At 67.9% G+C, this 21,185-nt stretch carries 18 protein-coding genes and 1 pseudogene; 7 read left to right on the top strand and 12 right to left on the bottom strand.

Annotated elements, in window-relative coordinates; translation table 11 throughout:
- Window positions 1-69 precede the first annotated feature (69 nt).
- Both OHA10_RS20205 and OHA10_RS20200 read left to right on the top strand, forming a co-directional pair.
- Complete coding sequence (locus OHA10_RS20205; RefSeq protein WP_371407788.1) at window positions 70-849, top strand: SDR family NAD(P)-dependent oxidoreductase; 780 nt, start codon at window positions 70-72, stop codon at window positions 847-849.
- A gap of 75 nt (window positions 850-924) precedes the next feature.
- Window positions 925-1,503, top strand: a complete 579-nt coding sequence (locus tag OHA10_RS20200) for an isochorismatase family protein (RefSeq protein ID WP_371407787.1) — start codon at window positions 925-927, stop codon at window positions 1,501-1,503.
- On the opposite strand, the gene OHA10_RS20195 is transcribed toward OHA10_RS20200, so the two are convergent.
- The 5 genes from OHA10_RS20195 to OHA10_RS20175 all read right to left on the bottom strand — a co-directional run bounded on the left by OHA10_RS20195 (window position 1,496) and on the right by OHA10_RS20175 (window position 7,468).
- Window positions 1,496-3,034 (bottom strand): AbgT family transporter, encoded by a 1,539-nt coding sequence (locus tag OHA10_RS20195; RefSeq protein ID WP_371407786.1) that lies wholly within the window; start codon window positions 3,032-3,034, stop codon window positions 1,496-1,498. The two genes, OHA10_RS20200 and OHA10_RS20195, sit on opposite strands and share 8 nt — an antisense overlap.
- 1 nt (window position 3,035) lies before the next feature.
- A complete protein-coding gene (locus OHA10_RS20190) occupies window positions 3,036-3,992 on the bottom strand; it encodes a PHB depolymerase family esterase (RefSeq protein ID WP_371407785.1) in 957 nt (318 codons plus the stop codon).
- A 93-nt stretch (window positions 3,993-4,085) separates the two neighbouring features.
- The gene (locus OHA10_RS20185; RefSeq protein ID WP_371407784.1) at window positions 4,086-4,814 is read right to left on the bottom strand and encodes a creatininase family protein; all 729 of its coding nucleotides are present in this window, start codon (window positions 4,812-4,814) and stop codon (window positions 4,086-4,088) included.
- A gap of 11 nt (window positions 4,815-4,825) precedes the next feature.
- Complete coding sequence (locus tag OHA10_RS20180) at window positions 4,826-5,515, bottom strand: FadR/GntR family transcriptional regulator (RefSeq protein WP_233714572.1); 690 nt, start codon at window positions 5,513-5,515, stop codon at window positions 4,826-4,828.
- 135 nt (window positions 5,516-5,650) lie between these two features.
- Window positions 5,651-7,468 carry a bifunctional UDP-sugar hydrolase/5'-nucleotidase gene (locus OHA10_RS20175; protein ID WP_371407783.1) on the bottom strand — a complete coding sequence of 606 codons (1,818 nt, stop codon included), beginning with the start codon at window positions 7,466-7,468 and terminating at the stop codon, window positions 5,651-5,653.
- Between the two features lie 130 nt (window positions 7,469-7,598).
- Between OHA10_RS20175 and OHA10_RS20170 the strand changes: the two genes are divergently transcribed.
- Window positions 7,599-8,387 (top strand): polysaccharide deacetylase family protein, encoded by a 789-nt coding sequence (locus tag OHA10_RS20170; RefSeq protein ID WP_371407782.1) that lies wholly within the window; start codon window positions 7,599-7,601, stop codon window positions 8,385-8,387.
- Here OHA10_RS20170 and OHA10_RS20165 read toward each other — a convergent pair.
- A complete protein-coding gene (locus OHA10_RS20165) occupies window positions 8,384-9,112 on the bottom strand; it encodes a hypothetical protein (protein WP_371407781.1) in 729 nt (242 codons plus the stop codon). The two genes, OHA10_RS20170 and OHA10_RS20165, sit on opposite strands and share 4 nt — an antisense overlap.
- Window positions 9,113-9,135: 23 nt before the next feature.
- On the bottom strand, window positions 9,136-10,329 hold the full coding sequence (locus tag OHA10_RS20160; protein ID WP_371407780.1) for a homogentisate 1,2-dioxygenase: 1,194 nt from the start codon (window positions 10,327-10,329) through the stop codon (window positions 9,136-9,138).
- Window positions 10,330-10,403: 74 nt separating this feature from the next.
- Between OHA10_RS20160 and OHA10_RS20155 the strand changes: the two genes are divergently transcribed.
- The 4 genes and pseudogenes from OHA10_RS20155 to OHA10_RS20140 all read left to right on the top strand — a co-directional run bounded on the left by OHA10_RS20155 (window position 10,404) and on the right by OHA10_RS20140 (window position 16,307).
- Window positions 10,404-11,255, top strand: coding sequence for a hypothetical protein (locus OHA10_RS20155; RefSeq protein ID WP_371407779.1), 852 nt, complete (start codon window positions 10,404-10,406; stop codon window positions 11,253-11,255).
- Window positions 11,255-12,439, top strand: coding sequence for a fumarylacetoacetase (gene fahA, locus OHA10_RS20150; RefSeq protein WP_371407778.1), 1,185 nt, complete (start codon window positions 11,255-11,257; stop codon window positions 12,437-12,439). Before OHA10_RS20155 ends, fahA begins: the two co-directional genes overlap by 1 nt.
- A gap of 107 nt (window positions 12,440-12,546) precedes the next feature.
- Window positions 12,547-13,316 (top strand): annotated as a pseudogene (locus OHA10_RS20145) (hypothetical protein); the annotation flags it as partial.
- Window positions 13,317-13,406: 90 nt separating this feature from the next.
- Entirely contained in the window at window positions 13,407-16,307 is a 2,901-nt protein-coding gene (locus OHA10_RS20140; protein WP_371407965.1) for an endo-alpha-N-acetylgalactosaminidase family protein, read from the top strand.
- Between the two features lie 151 nt (window positions 16,308-16,458).
- Here the strand turns inward: OHA10_RS20140 and OHA10_RS20135 are convergent, their stop codons facing one another.
- From OHA10_RS20135 to OHA10_RS20115, 5 genes are all read right to left on the bottom strand, one after another.
- Window positions 16,459-17,703: an ATP-binding protein gene (locus OHA10_RS20135; protein WP_371407777.1), complete on the bottom strand. Its 1,245-nt coding sequence runs from the start codon at window positions 17,701-17,703 to the stop codon at window positions 16,459-16,461.
- Window positions 17,704-17,720: 17 nt separating this feature from the next.
- Window positions 17,721-18,419 (bottom strand): two-component system response regulator CseB, encoded by a 699-nt coding sequence (gene cseB, locus OHA10_RS20130; protein ID WP_130444928.1) that lies wholly within the window; start codon window positions 18,417-18,419, stop codon window positions 17,721-17,723.
- Between the two features lie 15 nt (window positions 18,420-18,434).
- On the bottom strand, window positions 18,435-19,025 hold the full coding sequence (locus OHA10_RS20125) for a hypothetical protein (protein ID WP_371407776.1): 591 nt from the start codon (window positions 19,023-19,025) through the stop codon (window positions 18,435-18,437).
- A gap of 135 nt (window positions 19,026-19,160) precedes the next feature.
- Window positions 19,161-20,537 (bottom strand): FAD-binding oxidoreductase, encoded by a 1,377-nt coding sequence (locus tag OHA10_RS20120; protein ID WP_371407775.1) that lies wholly within the window; start codon window positions 20,535-20,537, stop codon window positions 19,161-19,163.
- A 71-nt stretch (window positions 20,538-20,608) separates the two neighbouring features.
- Complete coding sequence (locus OHA10_RS20115; protein WP_371407774.1) at window positions 20,609-21,082, bottom strand: hypothetical protein; 474 nt, start codon at window positions 21,080-21,082, stop codon at window positions 20,609-20,611.
- Window positions 21,083-21,185 lie beyond the last annotated feature (103 nt).

Raw genomic sequence — 21,185 nt, 5'->3', positions numbered from 1 at the left:
CTTGCGACCAATTTGTTAGTCGGCTAAGTTTTCTCATTAGCCGACTAACAAATACCGGAAGGACGGGTCATGGACCTGGGATTCAAGGACGCGGCGGTGCTGGTGACAGGCGGGTCGTCGGGGATCGGGCGGGCGACGGCGATCGCGTACGGCGCCGAGGGGGCGCGGGTCGCGATCACGTACAACTCGCGCAAGGACGCGGCCGAGACGGTCGCGGCGGAGATCGAGGCGGCGGGCGGTGCGGCGTACGTCGTACCGCTGGATCTCGCCGCGCCGGAGACGATCGCCGCGGCGGTCACGTCCGTGGTGGAGCACTGGGGCGGGCTCGACGCCGTCGTCGGGAACGCCGTCGACTGGGGCAACGCCGAGTTCCACGACCGGCCGACGAAGATCGAGGACGGGCGGCCCGAGTGGTGGGTGCCGATCATGCGGGCCAACCTCGAGGGCAACTACCACCTGGTGCAGCAGGTGGCGCCGGCGCTGCGGCGGTCGGCCCACGGGCGGCTGGTGCTGATCTCCACGGACCTGGCCGAGCGTGGGTTGCCCGGGTCGTGGCCGTACAGCGCAGCGAAGGCAGGGCTGCACGGGCTGATCGCGAGCGTGCAGCACGATCTGGGCGCCGACGGCGTCCTCGTGAACGTCGTGATGCCCGGAATCACCCTGGAGAACGGCGCGCACCGGGTGATCCCGCAGCCCGCGCTCGAGCAGATCGCGGCCGGCTTCAGCGCCCGTCATCTGCCGGAGACGACCGAGCTCGCGGACGCGATCCTGTTCCTCACCTCACCGCGGACGAAGGCGATCCAGGGCCAGATCCTGCGCGTGACCGGCGGCAACCTGCTGCCCGCCTAGACGCAATTGCGGCGCTCGGAGGGTCGACGCTTGTACCGTGGGCAGAGGGAACTCCCCCGATGAAGGAGCGTCGCGATGGCCCGGGCACTGATCGTGGTGGATGTGCAGAACGACTTCTGCGAGGGCGGAAGCCTGGCCGTCGCCGGCGGGGCCGACGTCGCGTTCCGGATCGGCGAACTCCTCCACCACTGGCACGAGGCCGAGCCCGACGAACGCCAGTACGCGTACGTCGTCGCCACCCGCGACCACCACATCGACCCCGGCGATCACTTCTCCAGGGAGCCCGACTTCGTCCACTCTTGGCCACGCCACTGCGTGGCCGGGACGGACGGCGTCAGCTTCCACCCCAACCTGGACCCCCAGCCCTTCGACGCGATTTTCGACAAAGGCGAGTACGCCGCGGCCTACTCAGGCTTCGAAGGGAAGTCCCACGAAGGCGGTCACGCCCTGGCCGACTGGCTGCGCGGCAAGGGCGTGACCGACGTCGACGTCTGCGGCATCGCAACGGACTACTGCGTCCGAGCGACTGCCTTGGACGCTCGCAAGGAAGGCTTCGGCACGACCGTCCTGATCAATCTGACCGCCGGCGTGGCCCCCTCGACCACTGAACAAGCCATGATCGACCTCCGCACCGCCGGCGTCGACGTCACCTGACCGGTGCGCCTGGGCCGAGGGGGATGCCTAAAGCCCACCACGCCAGGAAGAGGAGCGTCCACGCGATGGTCATCGACACCGCCAGCGGGACGGTGTACGACGCGAGCGTGCCTACGCCGGCGTCCTTTCGGTAGCGCTGCAGGAAGCCCAGCGCCATCACGAAGTACGGACTCATGGGTGTGATCGCCGTCGAACCCGAGTCGGCGATTCGGAACAGCGCCTGGGTGGTCTCGGCGGGGACGTTGAGCAGGAGCATCATCGGGACCAGGATCGGCGCGGTCAGCGACCACATCGCCGAACCGCTCGTCACCAGCACGTTGATCACCGTGAGCAGCGCGAGGATGCCGAGGAAGATCACCACCTTCGGCGCGCCGAGATCGCCCAGCCACCGCGCCGACTCCGCCGACAGCAGATCGCCGATGTTGCTCCAGTCGAAGTACGCGAGGAACTGCGCGATCGCGAAGAACAGCACCAGGACCGGCGCCATCTGCTTGATCCCCTCGGCCATCAGCTTCGGTACGTCGGCCGCCCGCTCGATCGCCTTCACGGTCACGCCGTAGGTGATGCCGACGAGTCCGAACAGTACGGCGACCACCATCGCGATCCCGTCCAGGAACGGCGAGTCGACGATGCTGCCGTCCTTGCCCCGCAACGGTGAATCGTGCGGAAGGAGTACTGCGACGATCGCGACCGCCGCGATCAGGAACACGATCCCGGCCCGGCGCAGACCCTTGCGCTCGGCAACTGAAACCGCCAGCTGATCCGGATCGTCGCCGGGCGCGTCCGGGTCCGCGTCGAGGTCGGTCCGCTTGCTCAGCACCAGCCGCGTGACGAGCGTGATCACCAACGCCAGCAGGACCGACGACGCGATGTTGAAGAACCAGTTCGACAACACAGAGACGTGCGCGTCCGGGTCGATCGTCTTCGCGGCAGCCGTGGTGATGCCGGCGAAGATCGCGTCGTTCGGCGTCGGGATCGGACTCGCGTCGTACCCGGACGCGATCGCGGTGTACGCCACCACGATCCCGAGGATCGGCGACCGCCCGACCGCGCGGAACGCGAGCCCGCCCAGCGGCACCAAGATGATGTACGCCGCCGCGGACGCCACATGCGCCATCGTCCCGGCGAACGCCACCGCGAACACCACCATCGACGTAGGCACCCGCGACACGCTGACCCGCATCAGCGCCTGCAGGAACCCGGTCCGCTCGGCCAGCGCGACGCCCATGATCACGACCACGATCGTCGCCATCGGCGGGAACTCGGCGAAGTTCGAGATCGCCGTGGAGACGGCCATCTGCAGTCCGTCGCCGGACAGCAGGTTCTGTACGGCGACCTCCTTGCCGTCCTTGGGCGACAGCACCGAAACGTCCAGCGCGGACAGGATCGCGCTGACGACGGCGAGGATCGCGGACAGGATCCAGAACAGCCAGAACGGATGCGGCAGCGCGTTCCCGACCCGTTCGATGACAGCCATCGCCCGGACCAGCCGCGGCAGTTCCCTGCGGTCGGCAGTTGTAGCCGTGCTCATGTCAGCTCCTCAACCGGTGGGCCTGGAAGAAGGCGCCGATCAGCTCATGCGCTTCGAACGTCTGGGTCACGTAACCCGGTCCGGAGGTCGAGTCAGAGCCCGGCCAGCTGTGCCCGCCGTCGGTGACCGCTACGTGTACGACGTCAGCCTTGCAGCCCTTGTACGTGAACTTCAGTACGTCGTCACCGAGCTGACTCGTCTTCGGATCGGGATTGCAGTGATCGCGGACCGTCCAGTCGCGGACCCAGGTCTGGATACTCGGCAGATCCCGCTCACCGTCGCCGCCGTACGGGATCGTCGTGTCGCCGGTGCCGTGGATGTCGAGGACCGGGATCGGACGGCTCGGCGCGCAGTGCGTGCCTTGGATGTAGAACGCGCCGGAGACCGGGGCGATCGCTGCGAACCGGTCGGCCATCTGGCATGCCAAAATCCCGGTGAAGCCGGCACCGTTGGATTTGCCGGTCGCGTAGACGGCGCGGGTGTCGACGCAGTACTTCGACTCGAGGTCGTCCAGCAGATCGGCGGTGAACTTCACGTCGTCGACACCCTTGGCGGCGTACGGCGCGCCCTGCCAGGCCTGCTTGTCCTCGTCGCCGATCACACCGTTGGGGTAGGCAATGATCGCGTCGAGTTTCGACAGGTCGGAGAACGCTTCGGTCTGGGCGCCGGTCTTGCCGCGACCGTGGTATACCAAAATCAGCTCGAAGGTTTTGGAGCTCTTGTAGTTGTCCGGCACGTGCAGGCGGTAGGTCCGGGTGAGACCGCCGCTCTGCACCGTGTAGTCGCCGCTCGGAGCGGCCTGCTTGCCGCAGCCAGGTGTGGTGGACGCGGCCGTAGCTGTTGCTGTGGGCAACGTGGTGGCGGCGGTCACCAGAGCCGCCGACGCCAGCAGTGCGCCGATCCGCCGGGCGGTATACCAGCCGGACGGACTGAGGGTTTTCGGGCGTGCGAGGTTCATCAGGGGTGCCTCCTCGGGCAAGCGGCCTGCGGGCGGGCAGGCTCGCGCCTGGACCTCCCTGAGCGAAGGTCCAGCGTTCGGGGTGGTACGACGTCAGGCCGAGAGCAACTCGTCGGCGAAGGCGGCTATCCGGTCGGCGGCGGTCTCCACCAGGAGGCGGCCGCCCTCGGCGGTGGCGCGACGGGGATCACCCAGTACGCCACGCTTGTGGTACGCGTCGAACCCGACGGACAGCCGCGGTCCGCGCGACTGCCGGGACAGCCGGGCTGTCGTGGTCAGGTCGTCGAGCAGGGTGGCGCCCGGCTCCAGGCGGTCGGCCTGGACGAGGTCCGGCGCCAGGTACAGCATCTGCGCGGTCTCCGCCTCGCCGGCGTGACCGTGCACCTCGCTGACTCCGGTGATCAGGTCCGACACCACGGACGTGACCGGCGTCCACGCGAACGTGAGCTCGCTGCGGACATACTCCTGCGCGAGCACGGACAGAGCGGCATTGTTCCCTCCGTGCCCGGTGATCACCAGGAACCGCTGCCAGCCGTGTTCGTGCAGGCTGGCGACGACATCCCGGAGTACTTGCATGAACGTTGCCGGGGACAACGTCATGGTGCCGGCGAAGGCCATGTGGTGCGGCGAAACGCCGTACGGGACAGCCGGCGCGACCACCGCGCGACCGGCCAGCCGCTCGGCGACCCGCTCGGCCACGCCGACCGCGCGGACGGTGTCGGTGGACATCGCCATCCCGCCACCGTGCTGCTCCTGCGCCCCGACCGGAACGATCACCAGCGGGGACCGGCGTACGGCGACGAGCGCTTCGTCGGTCGTCATCTCGGCAAGGTTCATGACCACTCCGGGGCGGACTCGATCGCGCGGCGGATGTTGTCGAGGTGCTCACGGGTCAGGCGCTCCGCCTCGGCGGCATCCTGCGCGCGGACGGCCTCGACGATCGCCTGGTGTTCCTCGTGGTCACGCTCGCGGTTGTCGTACAGCGCGCGGATCTGCTGCTGCTCGCGGACACGAACCTTCAGCAAGGACGACAGAACCTCTTGTAACAAAGGGTTTCCGGACGCGGCGGCGAGCTCGACGTGGAAGTTGAGCGCGAACGCCGGTCCACCGGGCGGGATGAGCGCGTTGGTGACCGCGGCCTCCAGACGCTCCAGGTTCTCGGGCTGCCGCGCGACCGCGGACTGCGCGGCGACGGCCGGCTCGAGGACGAGACGAGCACTGATCAGCTGGAGCACCGAGTCCTTGGTGATCGGCGGCCGATGCGGATTCGCCAGTACGACGTTGTTGATGGTCGGACCGACGTACGTGCCGGAGCCATGCCGGAACTCGACCGCCCCGGTCGCCTCCAACTTCCGCAACGCCTCCCGCACCGTCGGCGTCGTGATCGCGAACCGCTTCGCCAACTCCCGCGCCGACGGAATCGCATCACCCGGACCCAGCCCACCGTCCCGGATGATCCCGAGAATCGACTCGGTCAACCGGTCCGACAGGCTGGGCGGCACCTCAGCCGCTGAGTAAGTCACAAACTGACTAAATCACTTAGCCTCTTCATCGGTCAAGACCCCGCCTCCGCGATCGGCCGACGACACTCGCGCGAAGTCGACGGCCGACAGCCCGGGGGTGGGTGGGGCGGCGCGTAGCACCGCGGGGGCTTGATTTCAGCTGGTGACGGTGATGGGGGCGCCGTTCGAGGTGAGGGACCAGTCCACGGTGTGGAAGGTGTTCGGGTCGACCGAGCCGGTGGCGGTTACGTAGTCGATCATCAGTTGGCGGATTTCTACCTGGCGGTTGTAGACGACCGGCGCCGTGGAGACATGGGGGAAGTTGCCGCCGCCGGACTGCCGGTAGTTGTTGACTGCGACGACGAACTGCTGGTCGGCGGCCACCGCGACCCCGTCGTACGCGAGGTCCGTGATACGCGAGCCCACAGCCTTCGCGATGTCGATCTTGTAGGTCAGCGGCTTGGTCAGCCCGCCGAGGACGTCATAGTTGTAGTCCGGCGTGCCGCCAGGCGCGGTTGAGGTCGGCGCGTTGGTGATCTGATCGGACGGGAACGGCCCCGTCCCGCTCACCTGCTTGTAGTACGCCGCCGAGAACTCCAGATAGTCCTTGATGTCCGCACCGCTCATCGTCACCCCGAGCAGCGTGTTGTCGAAGATGTACAACCCAGCAACATCGCGGATCGACACATCACCAGCAGGGATAGCAGCCGCCCGGTTGAACGGCGCCGCGATCGCAAGCACAGGCAGCGACTCCTGCGGCGTACCGACGAGAGCCTTCGAGACCGCGTCAGCCTGGATGAAGTTGACGAAGTCGAGGGCGGCGGTGTCCTCCCACGGAGCGGTGGCCGCCGACATCGCCTCCGTGCAAGTGCCGATCTTCGAGTTCACGTACGAGACGACCTTGTCGTGGTCCTTCTGCAGCAGCCCTACGACAGCAGGGTCGGCGTCGACGGTGTTCGCGTTCAGGACCTGGCTGTGCCGGCCGACGACCTTCCACTGCCCACGGACCTTCTGCAGGTCGAGGTCGATCAGCGACAGCCGCATGCCCCACTTCAGCGGCTCGCTCAGCACGACCTGCTCGCCGCTGGTCTTGTTCGTGACGAGCCGCTCCGGGATCTCCAGATGCGCGTGCCCGACGAGTACGGCGTCGATCCCGGGCACGGTCTCGGCCATCAGGACCGACGCGTTCTCCGGGTACGGCAGCGCGTCGCCGTACGACGAGGACAGGTCCATGCCCGAGTGCACGGACGCGATCACGATGTCGGCGCCGGCCTTGCGGACCCGCGGCACCCAGATCTTGGCCAGCTCGACGATCCCGCCGAACTTGAGCTTGTTCTCGACGTTCGCCTTGTCCCAGATGGCGATACCGGGGTTGGTCAGACCGAGGATGCCGACGGTGATCGGCTTCTCGCCCGGCACGTGCACCCGCTTCAGCACATACGGCGGGAACGCCGGCAGCCCCGTGGTCCAGTCCTGCGCGTTCGCCCCGAGCAGCGGGAACCGCAGCTGCCGCTGGAACTTGCGGAGGATCTCGACCCCGTAGTTGAACTCGTGGTTGCCGAGCGCGGCCGCGTCGTACCCGATCCGGTTCATCGCCGCGGCCATCGGGTGCGTGTGCCCGCCGGTGATCGGCTCGATCTTGGCGAAGTAGTACGCCAGCGGGGTGCCTTGGATGGTGTCGCCGGCGTCGAGCAGCAGCGGGCGCGGCGCGTGGCGATCCGCGGCGATGCGATCCCGGACCGCGGTGACGAGGGTGGAGATCTTCGCCAGCCCGATGTCGTTGTGCGCGGAGTCGTCGTACTCGGCGTTCTTGAAGTAGTCCCAGTTGAAGACGTTGCCGTGCAGGTCGGTCGTGCCCATGACGCTCAACCGGACAGTCCGGCCGTGCCCGGGACCACCGGCGTACGCCGGAACGGCCGTGAACCCGGCCGCGGCCAGGGCGGATGCTCCGCCGATCAGGGTTCGTCTGGTCATCGTCGTACGCTCACCGCTGTTCGTCATCAGCCGCCTCACTGGTCTGCAGCCGGGATCTCCGGCACGAGAGCCCCACCTTACGGGCGACCCGGTGCCTCGTTGAACCGTGCGACGCGAGAGAATGCCGTGCATGACCAAGCCGCCCGGCAAACTCCTGCCGTTGGTCGCCGCCCTGCTTTGCGGTGCCGTCCTAGCCCAAGCCGCCAGTCCGTCGAAGCACTCGACCACGTCCGCGAAACCGGCCGCTCAGCCGGCCAGTCACGGACTCCTGAGTACGTCGACCACGTCCAAGCGGGGCACGTCCTCGTCGACCAAACCCGCCAGGCCGGCCGTCAAACCGCCGACGCCCAAGCCACCGGCGGACGACTGGAACCTGACTGACAACGGCAAGGTCCTGTACCTGACGTTCGACGACGGCCCGCAGCACGTCTGGACGCCGAAGATCCTTCAGGTACTGCGGAAGCACCACGCGCAGGCGACGTTCTTCGTGATCGGGATCCAGGTGGCGCAGTTCCCGGAGTTGGTCACGGCCGAGCGCGCTGCCGGGCATCACGTCGGCAACCACACGTACGACCACAAGACGCTGACCCGTCTGCCCGACGCGAAGGTGCGGCAGGAGATCGCGCTCGGCATCAAGTCGAAGTGCCTGCGGCCGCCGGAGGGCGCCACCAACGAGAAGATCCACGCGATCGCGGCGGCGTACCACCAGCACGAGGTGCTCTGGGACGTCGACACCGAGGACTGGGAGAAGCCCGGTGTCGCGCACATCGAGCACGCGATCATGTCCGGTGCCCGCCCCGGCGCGATCATCCTGATGCACGACGGCGGCGGCAACCGCTCCCAGACCGTCGCGGCGCTGGACAGCGCGCTCACCAAGCTGACCAAGCTCGGCTACACGTACCGCTCGCTGCCCTGCTAGCGCCGGACCTGCGCCGTGCCGCCGGAGAAGTGCTTCATGGCCTCGTCGATGATGTGGACGGGCTGGTCCAGCGCCTTCACCAGGAAGAGTCCGGTGGGGCGGAGGAGCGGGTTCGGCTTGACGACGCTGCGGACCGGCGCCTGGTCCAGGCCGCGAACACCGGCCGTGGTCGCGCTCACCCCAGGCACCAGGTCGAGGTCCAGCATGTACTGCCCGAGGAGCTTCTGCTGCCGGAAACCGCGGACGGTGTGCCACTGCAGGACAACCGGGTACGCCGCTCCGTCGCACGCGAGCTCGAGCCCCTTGAGCGACATCCGCATCGCGACCGGCTGCAGCTCGTTGGCGTCGTACCACTGCTGCCGCTCGGCCTGCAGCCGGTAGACCATCACCGTGCTGAGGACCAGCGGGATCATTGCCAGGATCAACAAGATCGCGAACGGCCACATCCCCGAACCGCGGAACGCGAGCAGCGCGTAGACCGCGGCCGCGATGCCGACCGCGCCGATCGCCAGCGTGATCCAGGCCCCGCGGCGCTCAACGGTCCGGACCACCTCGCGCCGGCGTACCACCGCGTCCCGATCGATGCCGACGACAAAGGGCATCTCCGGGTCGTGCGGTGGCATCTGCACTTCCACCTCCGGCGATTCGCGCGACTCCAGTCCCGACTCCGGCTCCGGTGAAACCTCTTCCACGACCTGTTGCGACGCGTCCCCGTCCTCACTCACAGGGGAAAGAATCCCACAAACAGCTACGACTTGCGGCGACCAGCCCAGGTCCAGGCGTACACGCCGTCGTCGACCGCCTGGCCGCCCTCGCCGAGTTCGAGCGGACGGAAGGTGTCGACCATGACGGCGAGCTCCTCGAACCGCTCCGCGCCGAGCGAGGCCTCGATCGCCGACGGCTGCGGCCCGTGCGCGTACCCGCCCGGGTGCAGCGAGATCGATCCGAGCCCGATCCCGGAGCCCTTCCGCGCCTCGTAGTCGCCGCCGCAGTAGAACATCACCTCGTCGGAGTCGACGTTCGAGTGGTAGTACGGCACCGGCACCGACAGCGGGTGGTAGTCCACCTTCCGCGGCACGAAGTTGCAGACCACGAAGTTGTAGCCCTCGAACACCTGGTGCACAGGCGGCGGCTGGTGCACCCGCCCGGTGATCGGCTCGAAGTCGCTCACGTTGAACGTGTACGGGTACAGACAGCCGTCCCACCCGACCACGTCGAACGGGTGCGTCGCGTACGTCATCCGGCTGCCGACGATCCCGCCGGCTCCGTTCCCCCGGTGCTTCACGAGCACCTCGACATCGGTCCCCTCGACCACGAGCGGCTCGGTGGTGGGGTGCAGGTCCCGTTCGCAGTACGGCGAGTGCTCGAGGAACTGTCCGTACCGGGACAGGTAACGCTTCGGCGGCGCGATGTGCGAGTTGGCCTCGATCGCGTACGCGTGCAAGCCCTCCGGACCGGGCAACCAGCGGTGCGTGGTCGCGCGCGGGATGATCACGTAGTCGCCCTGGACGGCGTTCAGTACGCCGAACACCGTCTCGACGGTCGCCGAGCCCTTCTCGACGTACACGCACTCGTCGCCGATCGCGTTCCGATAGTACGGCGACGGCTGCTCCGCGACGACGTACGAGATCCGCACGTCACCGTTGCCGAGGACGAGCCGCCGGTCCTCGATGGCGTTCGACTTGGACGTATCGGTGAACAGGTCGTGCAGCTTGAGGTGCCGCGGTGTGAGCGGATGGTTGGGGACGGTGGCCAGGTCGGGCAGATCCCAGACCTGCGAATCGATGATCGCGGACGGCACGCCGGCGTGGTACAGCAGCGACGAGTCCGATGAGAACCCCTCCTCCCCCATCAGCTCCTCGTAGTACAGCCCGCCGTCCGGTTTCCGGAACTGGGTGTGCCGCTTCGGCGGAACTTCCCCGACCTGCCGGTAGAACGCCATCAGAATTGCTCCAGAGTATCCGATAATCGAACGCGTGCGTCCGCTTACCGAAAGCATCCGTTAGGCTCTGAGTCATGTCAACCGTCCCCGCCTTGTTCCGGCACCTGGTCGACGACGCAGCCATGTTCCCGCCGGGGAACCTGCCGATGGCCCAGGCCGTCACGGCACACCGGGCCCACCTCGAGTCGCCGTACGCCGAGCTCGTCGGGCCGTTCGTCTGCACCGACGAGGACCTGATGGACGTGGCCGCCGAGGCCGCGCGCGCCGGCGGCGGGCCGCTCCGCGTGTCGGTCGTGATCTCCGGCGGCGCCGGCGGGATCGAGCCCGCGATCCGCTGGGGCGACCGCTCGAAGGACGTCGAGGTGACCGCGGTCGAGGTCCGGTTGCGCAACGAGGACGATCTGTCCCGGAACGCGCTGCGCGTCGTACGGGCGTGTGACGACTGCCTCGACGAGGAGACGGCGTACGTCGAGATCGGCCTGGACGGAGCGTGGGAGCGCGCGCTGGACGTGGTCGCCGACGCCGGGTACGCCGCCAAACTGCGGACGGGCGGACTCGACCCGTCGCTCTTCCCGTCGGTTGACCAGGTGGCGTCGTTCGTCATCGCCTGCCTGGACCGCGAAGTGGCCTTCAAGTGCACCGCCGGGCTGCACAACGCAGTCCGCCATACCGCTTCGGACACGGGCTACGAGCACCACGGGTTCCTCAACGTGCTGCTCGCGACGCGGGCGTCGCTCGACGGCGCGGCGCATGACGAGGTCGCCGCGGTGCTGGCCTCGCAGGACGGCGGGGCGCTGGCTGGCCGGGCGCGTGAGCTGACCGATGACCAGGCGGCGAGCACCCGGCGGTGGTTCACGTCGTTCGGGTCGTGCAGCATCGACGAACCGCGGAACGACCTGACCACACTGGGCTTGATGGAGGGCTGATGAGCTGGATCGACATCCCGGACGGTTCGCCGTTCGGGCCGGACAACCTGCCGCTCGGCGTGTTCCGGCACGGGGACGAGGAGCCGCGGATCGGCGCCGCGATCGGCGACCAGATCATCGACCTCGCACCACTCGCGTCGGCGCAGATGCTGGACGGCGCACAGCTGTTCGCCGAGCCGACCCTGAACGCGTTCCTCGCGCTCGGCCGGCCCGCCTGGCGCGCGACCCGCAGCTGGTTGCTCGAGCTGGTCCGCAACGCCAACGACCGGGACACGGTCGAGCCGCATCTGATCCCGCGGTCCGCGGTCACCATGCAGCTTCCGTTCGAGGTCGCGGACTACGTCGACTTCTACGCCTCCGAGCAGCACGCGACGAACCTCGGCCGGCTGTTCCGCCCGGACTCCGAGCCCCTGCTGCCGAACTGGAAACACCTCCCGGTCGGGTACCACGGCCGAGCCGGCACAATCGTTGCCAGCGGCACCGATATCGTCAGGCCGAGCGGCCAGCGGAAGTCCCCCGACGCCGCGGCACCGACGTTCGGGCCGTCGCAGCGGCTGGACATCGAGGTCGAGCTCGGCTATGTCGTCGGTACGCCGTCGACGCTCGGGAAGCCTGTCTCCGTTGAAGATTTCGAGGACCACGTGTACGGCGTGGTGCTCGTGAACGACTGGTCCGCGCGCGACCTGCAGGCGTGGGAGTACGTCCCTCTCGGCCCGTTCCTCGGCAAGTCCTTCGCGACGTCGATCTCGCCGTGGGTCGTCTCGCTCGACGCGCTGGCACCTGCCGCCGTCCCCATCGGCCCGCAGGATCCGCCGGTCCTTCCGTATCTGGCCGGACAGAACCTCGTGAACTACGACATCACCTTCGAGGTCCGGCTGAACGGCCACCTCGTGAGCTCCCCGCCGTACCGCGACATCTACTGGTCGCCCGCGCAGATGCTCGCCCATATGACCGTCAACGGAGCCACCGTCCGCACCGGCGACCTGTACGCCTCCGGCACCGTCAGCGGTCCGGAGAAGGACCAGCGCGGCTCGTTCATCGAACTGAGCTGGGGCGGCCGCGAGCCACTGATCGTCGACGGCAAAGAACACACGTTCCTCGAAGACGGCGACGAGGTCACGATCGCCGCCTGGGCCAACGGCCTCGGCCTGGGAGAAGTCACCGGGCGCATCATTCCTGCCTAGCGCCCACCCCGCGCCTCTCCTGCGCCGATGCCGATGGCGAGGCGAGGGTTGTTCATTAGTGTTCGTTTCTCTTGACCTGTTAGCTGTTACGTGCGAACTTTCTCCGCATGAAACGTTCAGTGGGGTGTGGAGTACTGGCTGTAGCGTTGGCTGCCGGTGTGCTGAGCGTGCCCTCAGGTGCGCACGCTGATGCCACGGACGGCGACCTGACTCTCCGGTCGAACGAATTGACGGTCACCGTCGGGGCGGACTTCCCCCGGGTGGTCAAGTACGTCGACAACGCCTCCGGCCAGGCCCTCGGCGGCCGGCCGGACGCGATCTCGACGGTCACGATCGACGGCACCGCCCGGACCGCGCATCTCGCCGGCCCGGCGACGGTCAGCGGCGCGCGCGCGTCGTACACGCTGGCCTTCGACGCCCTGCCCGGTGTCGAACTCGACGCCGCCTGAGTGTCGCCGGGCGGGTGACGACGTTCGCGATCGACGCGGTCCGCGACACCGAGGCGAGTCGCGTGCACACGATCGACATCCCGAACCAGGACCTGGTCTCGGTCGCGAGCACGGACGCCGGCGCGACGACCGCCTTTACCACGCTGGACCCGGACTCGACGCGGACCGCGGACAAGATCACGCCGGTCACCGCAGCCACGCCGGGTGAAGCGTCCCCGACGGGTGCGGCGTACGCGTTCGTCAACACCAGCGGGCTGGCCGCGGGCATCGAGTCGAACTCGACGTACGACAAGCCGTCCGGGCAGTCCGTCGACGACGGCGCACGGTTCTGGCACCAGGCCCGCAAGGGCGCGGACGGCAGCACGCGCGTCGGCGTGTGGAGCGGCCAGTGGACGTACCGCGCCGACACCTCGCCGTACACCGAGCCGCTCCCCTGGGCGAAGGTCGTGGTGACGCCGGACGCGAACCACGACAAGACCGTCGACTGGGAGGACGGCGCGGTCGCGTTCCGCTCGATCATGGTCGAGCCGAACGGCGGCGGTCAGGTCAAGGACCGCGTGATCACCCACATCCCGTTCAACTTCGCCAGCCAGGCGACGCACCCCTTCCTGCGCACGCTCGACGACGTCAAGCGCATCTCGCTCTCGACCGACGGGCTCGGCCAGATGGCGATCCTCAAGGGGTACGCCTCGGAGGGTCATGACTCGGGTCACCCGGACTACGGCGGCAACTACAACCTCCGCGCCGGCGGGCTGACCGATCTGAACACGCTGCTGAAGCAGGGCAAGTCCTGGAACGCCGCCTTCGGCGTCCACGTGAACGCGACCGAGTCCTACCCGGAGGCGAACGCCTTCAGCGAGGACCTGGTCGACAAGACCGCCAAGGGCTGGAACTGGCTGAACCAGAGCTACTACATCGAGCAGCGCCCGGATCTTGCCTCCGGCAACATCGTGAAGCGGTTCCAGCAGCTCCGCGACGAGACCGACAAGAACCTGCAGGAGCTGTACATCGACGTCTACTACCAGTCCGGCTGGCTCGCCGACGGCCTCACCCGGCAGCTGTCCGACCAGGGCTGGCAGATCGCGACCGAGTGGGCCGACCGGCACGAGCGGACGTCGCTGTGGTCGCACTGGGCCAACGACCTCGACTACGGCGGCCCGACGAACAAGGGCCTGAACTCGCAGATCATCCGGTTCGTCCGCAACCACGAGAAGGATGTCTGGAACAGCGACCCGATCCTCGGCCAGGCCAGCATCGTCGAGTTCGAGGGCTGGACCGGCGAGACCGACTGGAACAAGTTCTACGCCAACATCTGGAAGCAGAACCTGCCGACGAAGTTCCTCCAGCAGCAGAAGATCATCGACTGGAACGCGAACGACATCGCCTTCACCGGCGGCGTCCGCGGCGCGGTCGAGAACGGCAAGCGAGCCGTGTACGTCGGCAACGCGAAGGTCCTCGACGGCGACAAGTACCTGCTGCCGTGGGACAACGACAAGAAGCTCTACCACTACAACCCGACCGGCGGCCGTACGACGTGGACGCTGCCCGCGGCGTTCGCCGGCGTCAACACCCTCACCGCCTACCAGTTGAGCGACACCGGCCGGACGAAGCCGACCACGGTCCGGGCCAAGCACGGCACCGTCACGCTCGATGCGGTGGCGGGCAAGCCGTACGTCCTCTACCCCGTGGCCGCACCGGCGCCGCGTCCCGCGAACTGGGGCGAGAGCAGTCACGTCGAGGACCCCGGCTTCAACGCCGGCAACCTCTCTGCCTGGAGCCCGACCGGAGGAGCGAGCATCGCGACCCTCGACAACGGTCAGCACGTCGCCCAGCTCGGCACGAAGGCATCGTCGGTCAAGCAGCGCATCACCGGCCTGACGCGCGGTCGCACCTACAGCGCAGCCGCGTGGATCGAGGTCGAGCCGGGCAAGTCCCGCCCGACGACCATCACCGTGGACGGCGTGAAGAACGTCGTGACCAGATCGACGGCGGAGAACATGGTTGCCGCCGACGACAAACACGCGGCGTACTACCAGCGCGCTCGAGTGGTGTTCGACGCGAAGGGCAGCACGGCCGAACTGTCGATCGGAGCAGCCGCGGGCGCAGCGCAGGTTCGGGTAGATGACGTGCGGGTGGTGGAGACGAAGCGACCTCCGGCCGGGTTGGTGGATGACTTCGAGAACGTCGACCAGGGATGGGGCCCGTTCGTGAAGGGCGACGCGGGCGGGGTGACCGATCCGCGGACGGTGCTGGCGAAGAAGCACGCGCCGTACACGCAGGCCGGTTGGAACGGGAAGCTGGTCGACGATGTGCTCGACGGTGACTGGTCGCTCAAGTCCCATGAGGAGAACGCCGGTTTGGTATACCGGACCACTCCGTCGACGGTGAACTTCCAGCCGGGCCACAAGTACAAGGTCAGCTTCGACTACGAGAGCGGCCGGGCCGGCCAGTACGCCTGGGTCCAGGGCGTCGATCGTCCGGACTCGGTCGAGGTCAAGGCCACCCCGGTCGGAGAGCAGCGCACGAAGGCGACGTTCAACCAGGAGTTCGTAGCCGGGTGCGGTGGCGACTACTGGGTCGGCCTCCGCAAGCTGACCGACGGCGGTGACCAGACCGACTTCATCATGGACAACTTCGCCGTCAACGACCTCGGTACGACGTCCGAGCCGGCCGACTGTACTTCGGTCGCGGTCTCCGGCGCGACCGGTCTCGTCTCCGGCGAGGCGAACACCGTCACCACGACCTTCACCAACAACGACGTAGTTGCTGCCAGCAACATCACGCTCGGGCTCGAAGCTCCGGACGGCTGGACTGTCACGGCGACCACGCCGGCAACCCACGCCACCGTGGCTGCCGGAGCGACGGCGACGACCACGTGGGACGTCACGCCGCCAGCTGGTACACCAGAAGGGAAGTACGTGCTGACGGCAACGGGTGGTCAGGCAACGATCAGCGCGGAAGCGACCGTGCTCCCGCCGGGGATCGTGCCGCAGTCCCGGATCAAGGTGGCCGATGTCGACAGCGAGGACGTCGCCACCGGCGGCGCCGCGACGATGGCGCTGGACGGAAACCCCAGCACTATCTGGCATTCCGCTTGGTCTGAGGTGCCTACCCCGACCGACTTCCCGCATCACATGACGCTCGACCTCGGGTCGACGTACAGCGTGAACGGGTTCAGCTATCTGCCTCGGCAGAGTGGGACCAACGGGATGTTCAAAGGGTACGAGATCTACGTGAGTGCCGACGGTCAGGATTGGGGTACGCCGGTTGCGACCGGACAGTTCCCGAACTCGATCGCCGTCCAGCGGGTCGACTTCACCGCCAAGCCAGGGCGCTTTGTGAAGTTCGTCGGCACCAGCTCGTTGAACGGCGCGGTCTTCGGATCGGCTGCCGAGTTCAACGTGTACGGCACGCATTGAGAAACGGCGCCACTCCCCGCCCCTTGGGGAGTGGCGCCGTTTCGCGCCTTACTTGGTGATGGTCACCGAGACCGCGGCAGACGCGGCCCTCGTTTTGTTGGTGTTACGGAGGAGAAGACGCGACGGCGGCAGGAAAGGTTGAAGAGTTGTGTTACGACTGCGTCTCAGGTTCGGCCGGTAGTACGAGCCGGGCCAGCGCACCGCCGCCCGGCGCCTCGCCGAAGGTGAGGTCGGCGCCGAGAACCTTTGCGTGACCGGCGGCAATGGTCAGGCCGAGGCCGTGCCCGACTCCCCGCTCGGCCATCCCGGACCGGAACCGACGCGGGCCCTCGGCAATCAACTCCTCCGGGTAACCGTTGCCATGGTCAACCACCTCGACGGTCCGGCCGCTGACCGTCACCTCGACCGGCGGCTTGCCGTGCCGCAGTCCGTTGACGATCAGGTTCGCCAGGATCCGCTCGATCCGGCGCGAATCCGTCGACACCGTCTGGTCCGGCCCGAGCAGATGGACAATCACACTGTCCGGCGCCAGCGCCTGCTGCATCCGCAACCGCGCCACCGCCGATCCGACGAAGGCGCCGAGACCGACCAGCTCCAGATCGGCCTGCTCCACACCGGAGTCGAATCGCGCGATCTCGAGCAGATCCTCGACCAGTCGCCGCAGTACCTTGGCCCGGTCGCGGACCAACTCGCTCGGTCGCCCCGGCGGCAGCAGCTCGGCGGCAGTGGTCAGTCCGGTCACCGGCGTACGCAGGTCATGCGCGACGTCCGCGGTGAACCGGCGTTCGGCCTCGAGCTGGCCGCGCAAGGAGCTGGCCATCGTGTCGATCGCGGTCGCCAGCGACTGCACCTCGTCCTTGCCTTTGCCAACGGCCTGCGCCGCCGACGCATCCAGGTCACCGGCGGCGATCCGCCGCGCCGTACCTGCCACGGCAACGATCCGCTTGGACAGGCTGCCCGCCAGGATCACGCTGACCAGGGCGACCAGCGCGACCGTGCCGATGCCGCCGAGCAGCAACGCCTGCTGCAGCGCCTTCATCGAGTCGTCGCTGGTCTCGTAGTCCTGCTCGATCGAGAGGATCTTGCCGTCCTTGACCGCGACCGCCGCCCACATCTTCGCGTGCGGCGACCCGGTCTTGAACGTGGCCCGCTTGCCCTCGAGCACGGCGTCGCGCAGCTGCGGCGGCAGCTCCGGATCGTCCACCTTCGCGCCGAACACCGGTACGTCGTTGGTGTCGTAGCTCTGCGCCGCGAGCTGGATCCGCTCGTCCGCGAAACTGCGCGTGCGGTCCAGCCGGGCCGACTGGGCCTGGGTGTAGACCGCGACGCACAGCACCAGGATCGCGAGCGCGGAGACCAGCAGGAAGATGAGACCGAGCTTGCCGCGCAGTCCCATCAACTTGGCCCCATCCGCTATGCCCTGAGTTTGTACCCGAAGCCGCGGACGGTTTCGATGCGGTCGGCACCGATCTTGGTCCGCAACCGCTGCAGGTGTACGTCGACGAGCCGGCCGTCGCCGCCCCACTCGTAGTCCCAGACCCGCTGCAGCAGCGTGGATCGGCTCAGCACCACCCCGGGATTGTTGGCGAACTCGATCAGCAGCTTGAGCTCGGTCGGCGTCAGCTGCACGGTCGCGCCACCGCGCCGTACCTCCAAGGCCTCCCGGTCCAGCTCGAGGTCGCCGAACGACTCGACGCCGGAACCGGCCGCAGGCGCGGGACGCTCCGGATCGGAGACCGCCCGTCGCATCACCGCCCGCAGCCGCGCCACCAGCACCTGGGTGTCGAAGGGTTTGGTCACATAGTCGTCGGCGCCTGCTTCCAGACCGAGTACGACGTCGAGCGCGTCACCGCGGGCGGAGACCATCACGATCGGGACCGTGCTGGTCTCCCGGACCCGTCGGCAGACCGAGATCCCGTCCAGGCCCGGCAGCATGATGTCGAGCATCACGACGTCCGGGTGGATCTTCTCGAATCGCTCGATCGCCTCCAGGCCGTCCTCGGCCGTGGTGACGTCGTAGCCGTGCCGTTCGAGGGTCAACTGGGTCGCCTCACGGATCACCGCGTCGTCCTCGACCATGAGAATGCGCGCTGCCGGTTCTTCCGGTACCACCGAACTTCAGTCTCCCTACTGGTTCGCCGAGCTCACCTTGGTCATCTGCCGACCGTTCCAACGGTAGACCTCGACCCGTCGGCCCGACGGGCAGCAGACCGGGTCGTTGATCGTGAAGATCTTCGACTCGACCACCAGGTTCCCATCGGGGCTGGCGGTCACGGTCGGTTGCTCGACGTTCAGGTTCCAGATCGGTCGCGGGCCCGAGGGCTCGATCGCGATCAGGAAGATACCGAAGACGAACTTCTCCAGGGTGTGGATCAGGACGATCTGCTGAGGTGTACCGCTGTGCAATACATCAACGGTCTTACCCCTGCTGAGGCAACGCGAAATCACCGTGCAATTCGAAAGCACTGTCCGCGCGTAGCTGGACAGGTGCCGATCGGCGAGCAGTCTGACCCGCACCTTGGCCAGGTCGACGGCCACCTCGGGGGTCTTCTCCGGGTGCGGCTGAGTGGTGCCGAAGGCAACTGACGGCGTCGGGCCCGTCGGCGGCGACTCGGGACCCTCGACCCGCAGTCCGCCGCCGTTCGCACACGCGGAGAGCGCGAACGTCCCGACCAGAGCCGCGACGGCGGGCAGCACGGTACGGCGCCACAGACCCATCGGGCGCCTCCTACCCTGCATCCAGTCCCCCCACGAATTCAGCTCAGTACCTTCCATGGTGTCGGCCGGACGTCACATTCGACGGGCATGGACGTCGAATGGCCTCGACAGTTCTATTGCGGTTGGATCACAACCTCACTCGGCAACGATCTTGCCGGGATTGAGCAGGTTTTTCGGGTCCAGCGCGTTCTTGATCGCCCGGTGCACGTCGAGCGAGACCGGCCCCACTTCCTCGGCCAGCCAGGCGCGCTTCAGGACGCCGACCCCGTGCTCACCGGTGATCGTCCCGCCGAGCTCGAGCCCGATCTCCATCACCCGGTCGAACGCCTCCTGCGCGCGCTTGGCCTGGTCCGGGTCGGTCTGGTCGAACACCACCGTCGGATGCATGTTGCCGTCGCCGGCGTGCCCGAGGACGCCGATCGTGATGTCCAGCTCGGCCGACAGCTGCTCGAGCCGGCCGATGAACTCCGCCAGCCGCGACCGCGGTACGGCGACGTCGTCGATCATCGTCGTACCCAGCTCCTCCAGCGCCGTCAGCGCGACCCGGCGGCCTTCGAGGAGCAGCTCGCCCTCGGCGTCGTCCTCGGCCTCGATGCACTCGAGTGCGCCGTTGTCGCGGCAGAGCTTCGCGACCGTGGCGACGTCGGCCGCCCCGGCCTCACCACCCGCGTCGGACTGCGCGATCAGCATCGCGCCGGCCTCCTCCGGGAGGTCCATCCGCTTGTACTTGTTGACCGCCTGGATCGTGGTCCGGTCCATGATCTCCAGCAGGCTGAGCGACACGCCGCTGCGGATGATCTCGAGGATCGCGTTGCCGGCCTCGACCCCGTCGGCGAACAGCGCCGCCATCGTCCGCGGCTTGGCCGCCGCCGGGCGGAGCGCGAGTGTCGCCTCGGTGATGATGCCGAGCGTGCCCTCGCTACCGACGATCAGCTTGGCCAGGTCGTACCCGGCGACGCCCTTGACCGTCTTCCGGCCGGTCCGCAGGATGCGTCCGTCCGCGAGCACGACCTCCAGGCCCAGCACGTAGTCCGTGGTCACGCCGTACTTCACGCAGCACAGGCCGCCCGAGTTCGTGGACAGGTTGCCGCCGATCGAACAGAACTCCCAGCTGGACGGGTCCGGCGGGTAGAACAGACCGTGCTCGGCGACGGCACGCGACAATACGGCGTTGTAGACGCCCGGCTGCGTGACGACGTACCGATCGACCGGCTCGATGGCGAGGATCTTGTCCATCTTCTCCAGCGAGATGACGATGCAGCCGTCGAGCGCGTTGGCTGCGCCGGACAGGCCGGACCGCGCACCCTGCGGCACGATCGGTACGCCGGCCTCGGCCGCGATCCGCACTGCCGCCTGCACGTGCGCGGTCTCCCGCGCCAGCACGACGGCGAGCGGCATCCCGGCCGGGCAGAACATCGCCCGGTCGTACCGGTAGCTCTCCATCCGGTCCGGATCGGTCACCAGCGCTTCGGGAGGCAGGACCTTGCGCAACTGCTCGACAACCTCACTCATACCGTCGAGCCTAGTAACTACTGCGCGGTACTGCGCGCCCCTGTCCATGTCCGCATCAGGACATGGACTGCTCAGCGGGTGCGTTTGGTGGCGTTCTCCGAGATCTCCTCGTAGCCGCCGCCGTAGTTGTGGTACTCCCGGCCGATCGCGGCGAACGTGATACCGCTGCCACCCTTGATCTTCGGCGTCCGGCAGGTGCGCTGCCCCTGGATCACCGAACCGTTGCCGCCGCTGCTGTCGCAGCTGAGCACCCGGCCGTTGTTGCCGCCGCCGTACTGCACCACGAAGGCGTTGGCCTTCGCATTGGCCACGACCGGCGACGCCATGCTGATCTCGGCCCAGTACTGCGAGCAGTTGTCCCGGACCAACCGGACAGTGCCCCAACTGGGAGGTTTGTGGTCGCGCAGCATCGGCGCCGACGCGATGGATCTCGCACCTGAACAGGAGGCCGCTTCGGCCGCCTGGGCCGGCGCTGCGGCGGCGAAGGTGAGCACGCCGACTCCGGCCAGTCCCGCGGTGCTGAGCAGAATGCCCAGTGTCTTCATGACGAAACCCTTCCTGAGTGCACGCCCCGACGCACACTCAGGAAGGCACACTACGCGAACGGAGCTTGCCCCGACAGTCATTCCGGTAATCGGACGGCGACAC

The organism is Kribbella sp. NBC_00662, from assembly GCF_041430295.1.
GTDB lineage: Bacteria > Actinomycetota > Actinomycetes > Propionibacteriales > Kribbellaceae > Kribbella.
Note: the sequence above shows the minus strand (reverse complement) of the source record. Positions and strands in the feature narration are given on the sequence as shown.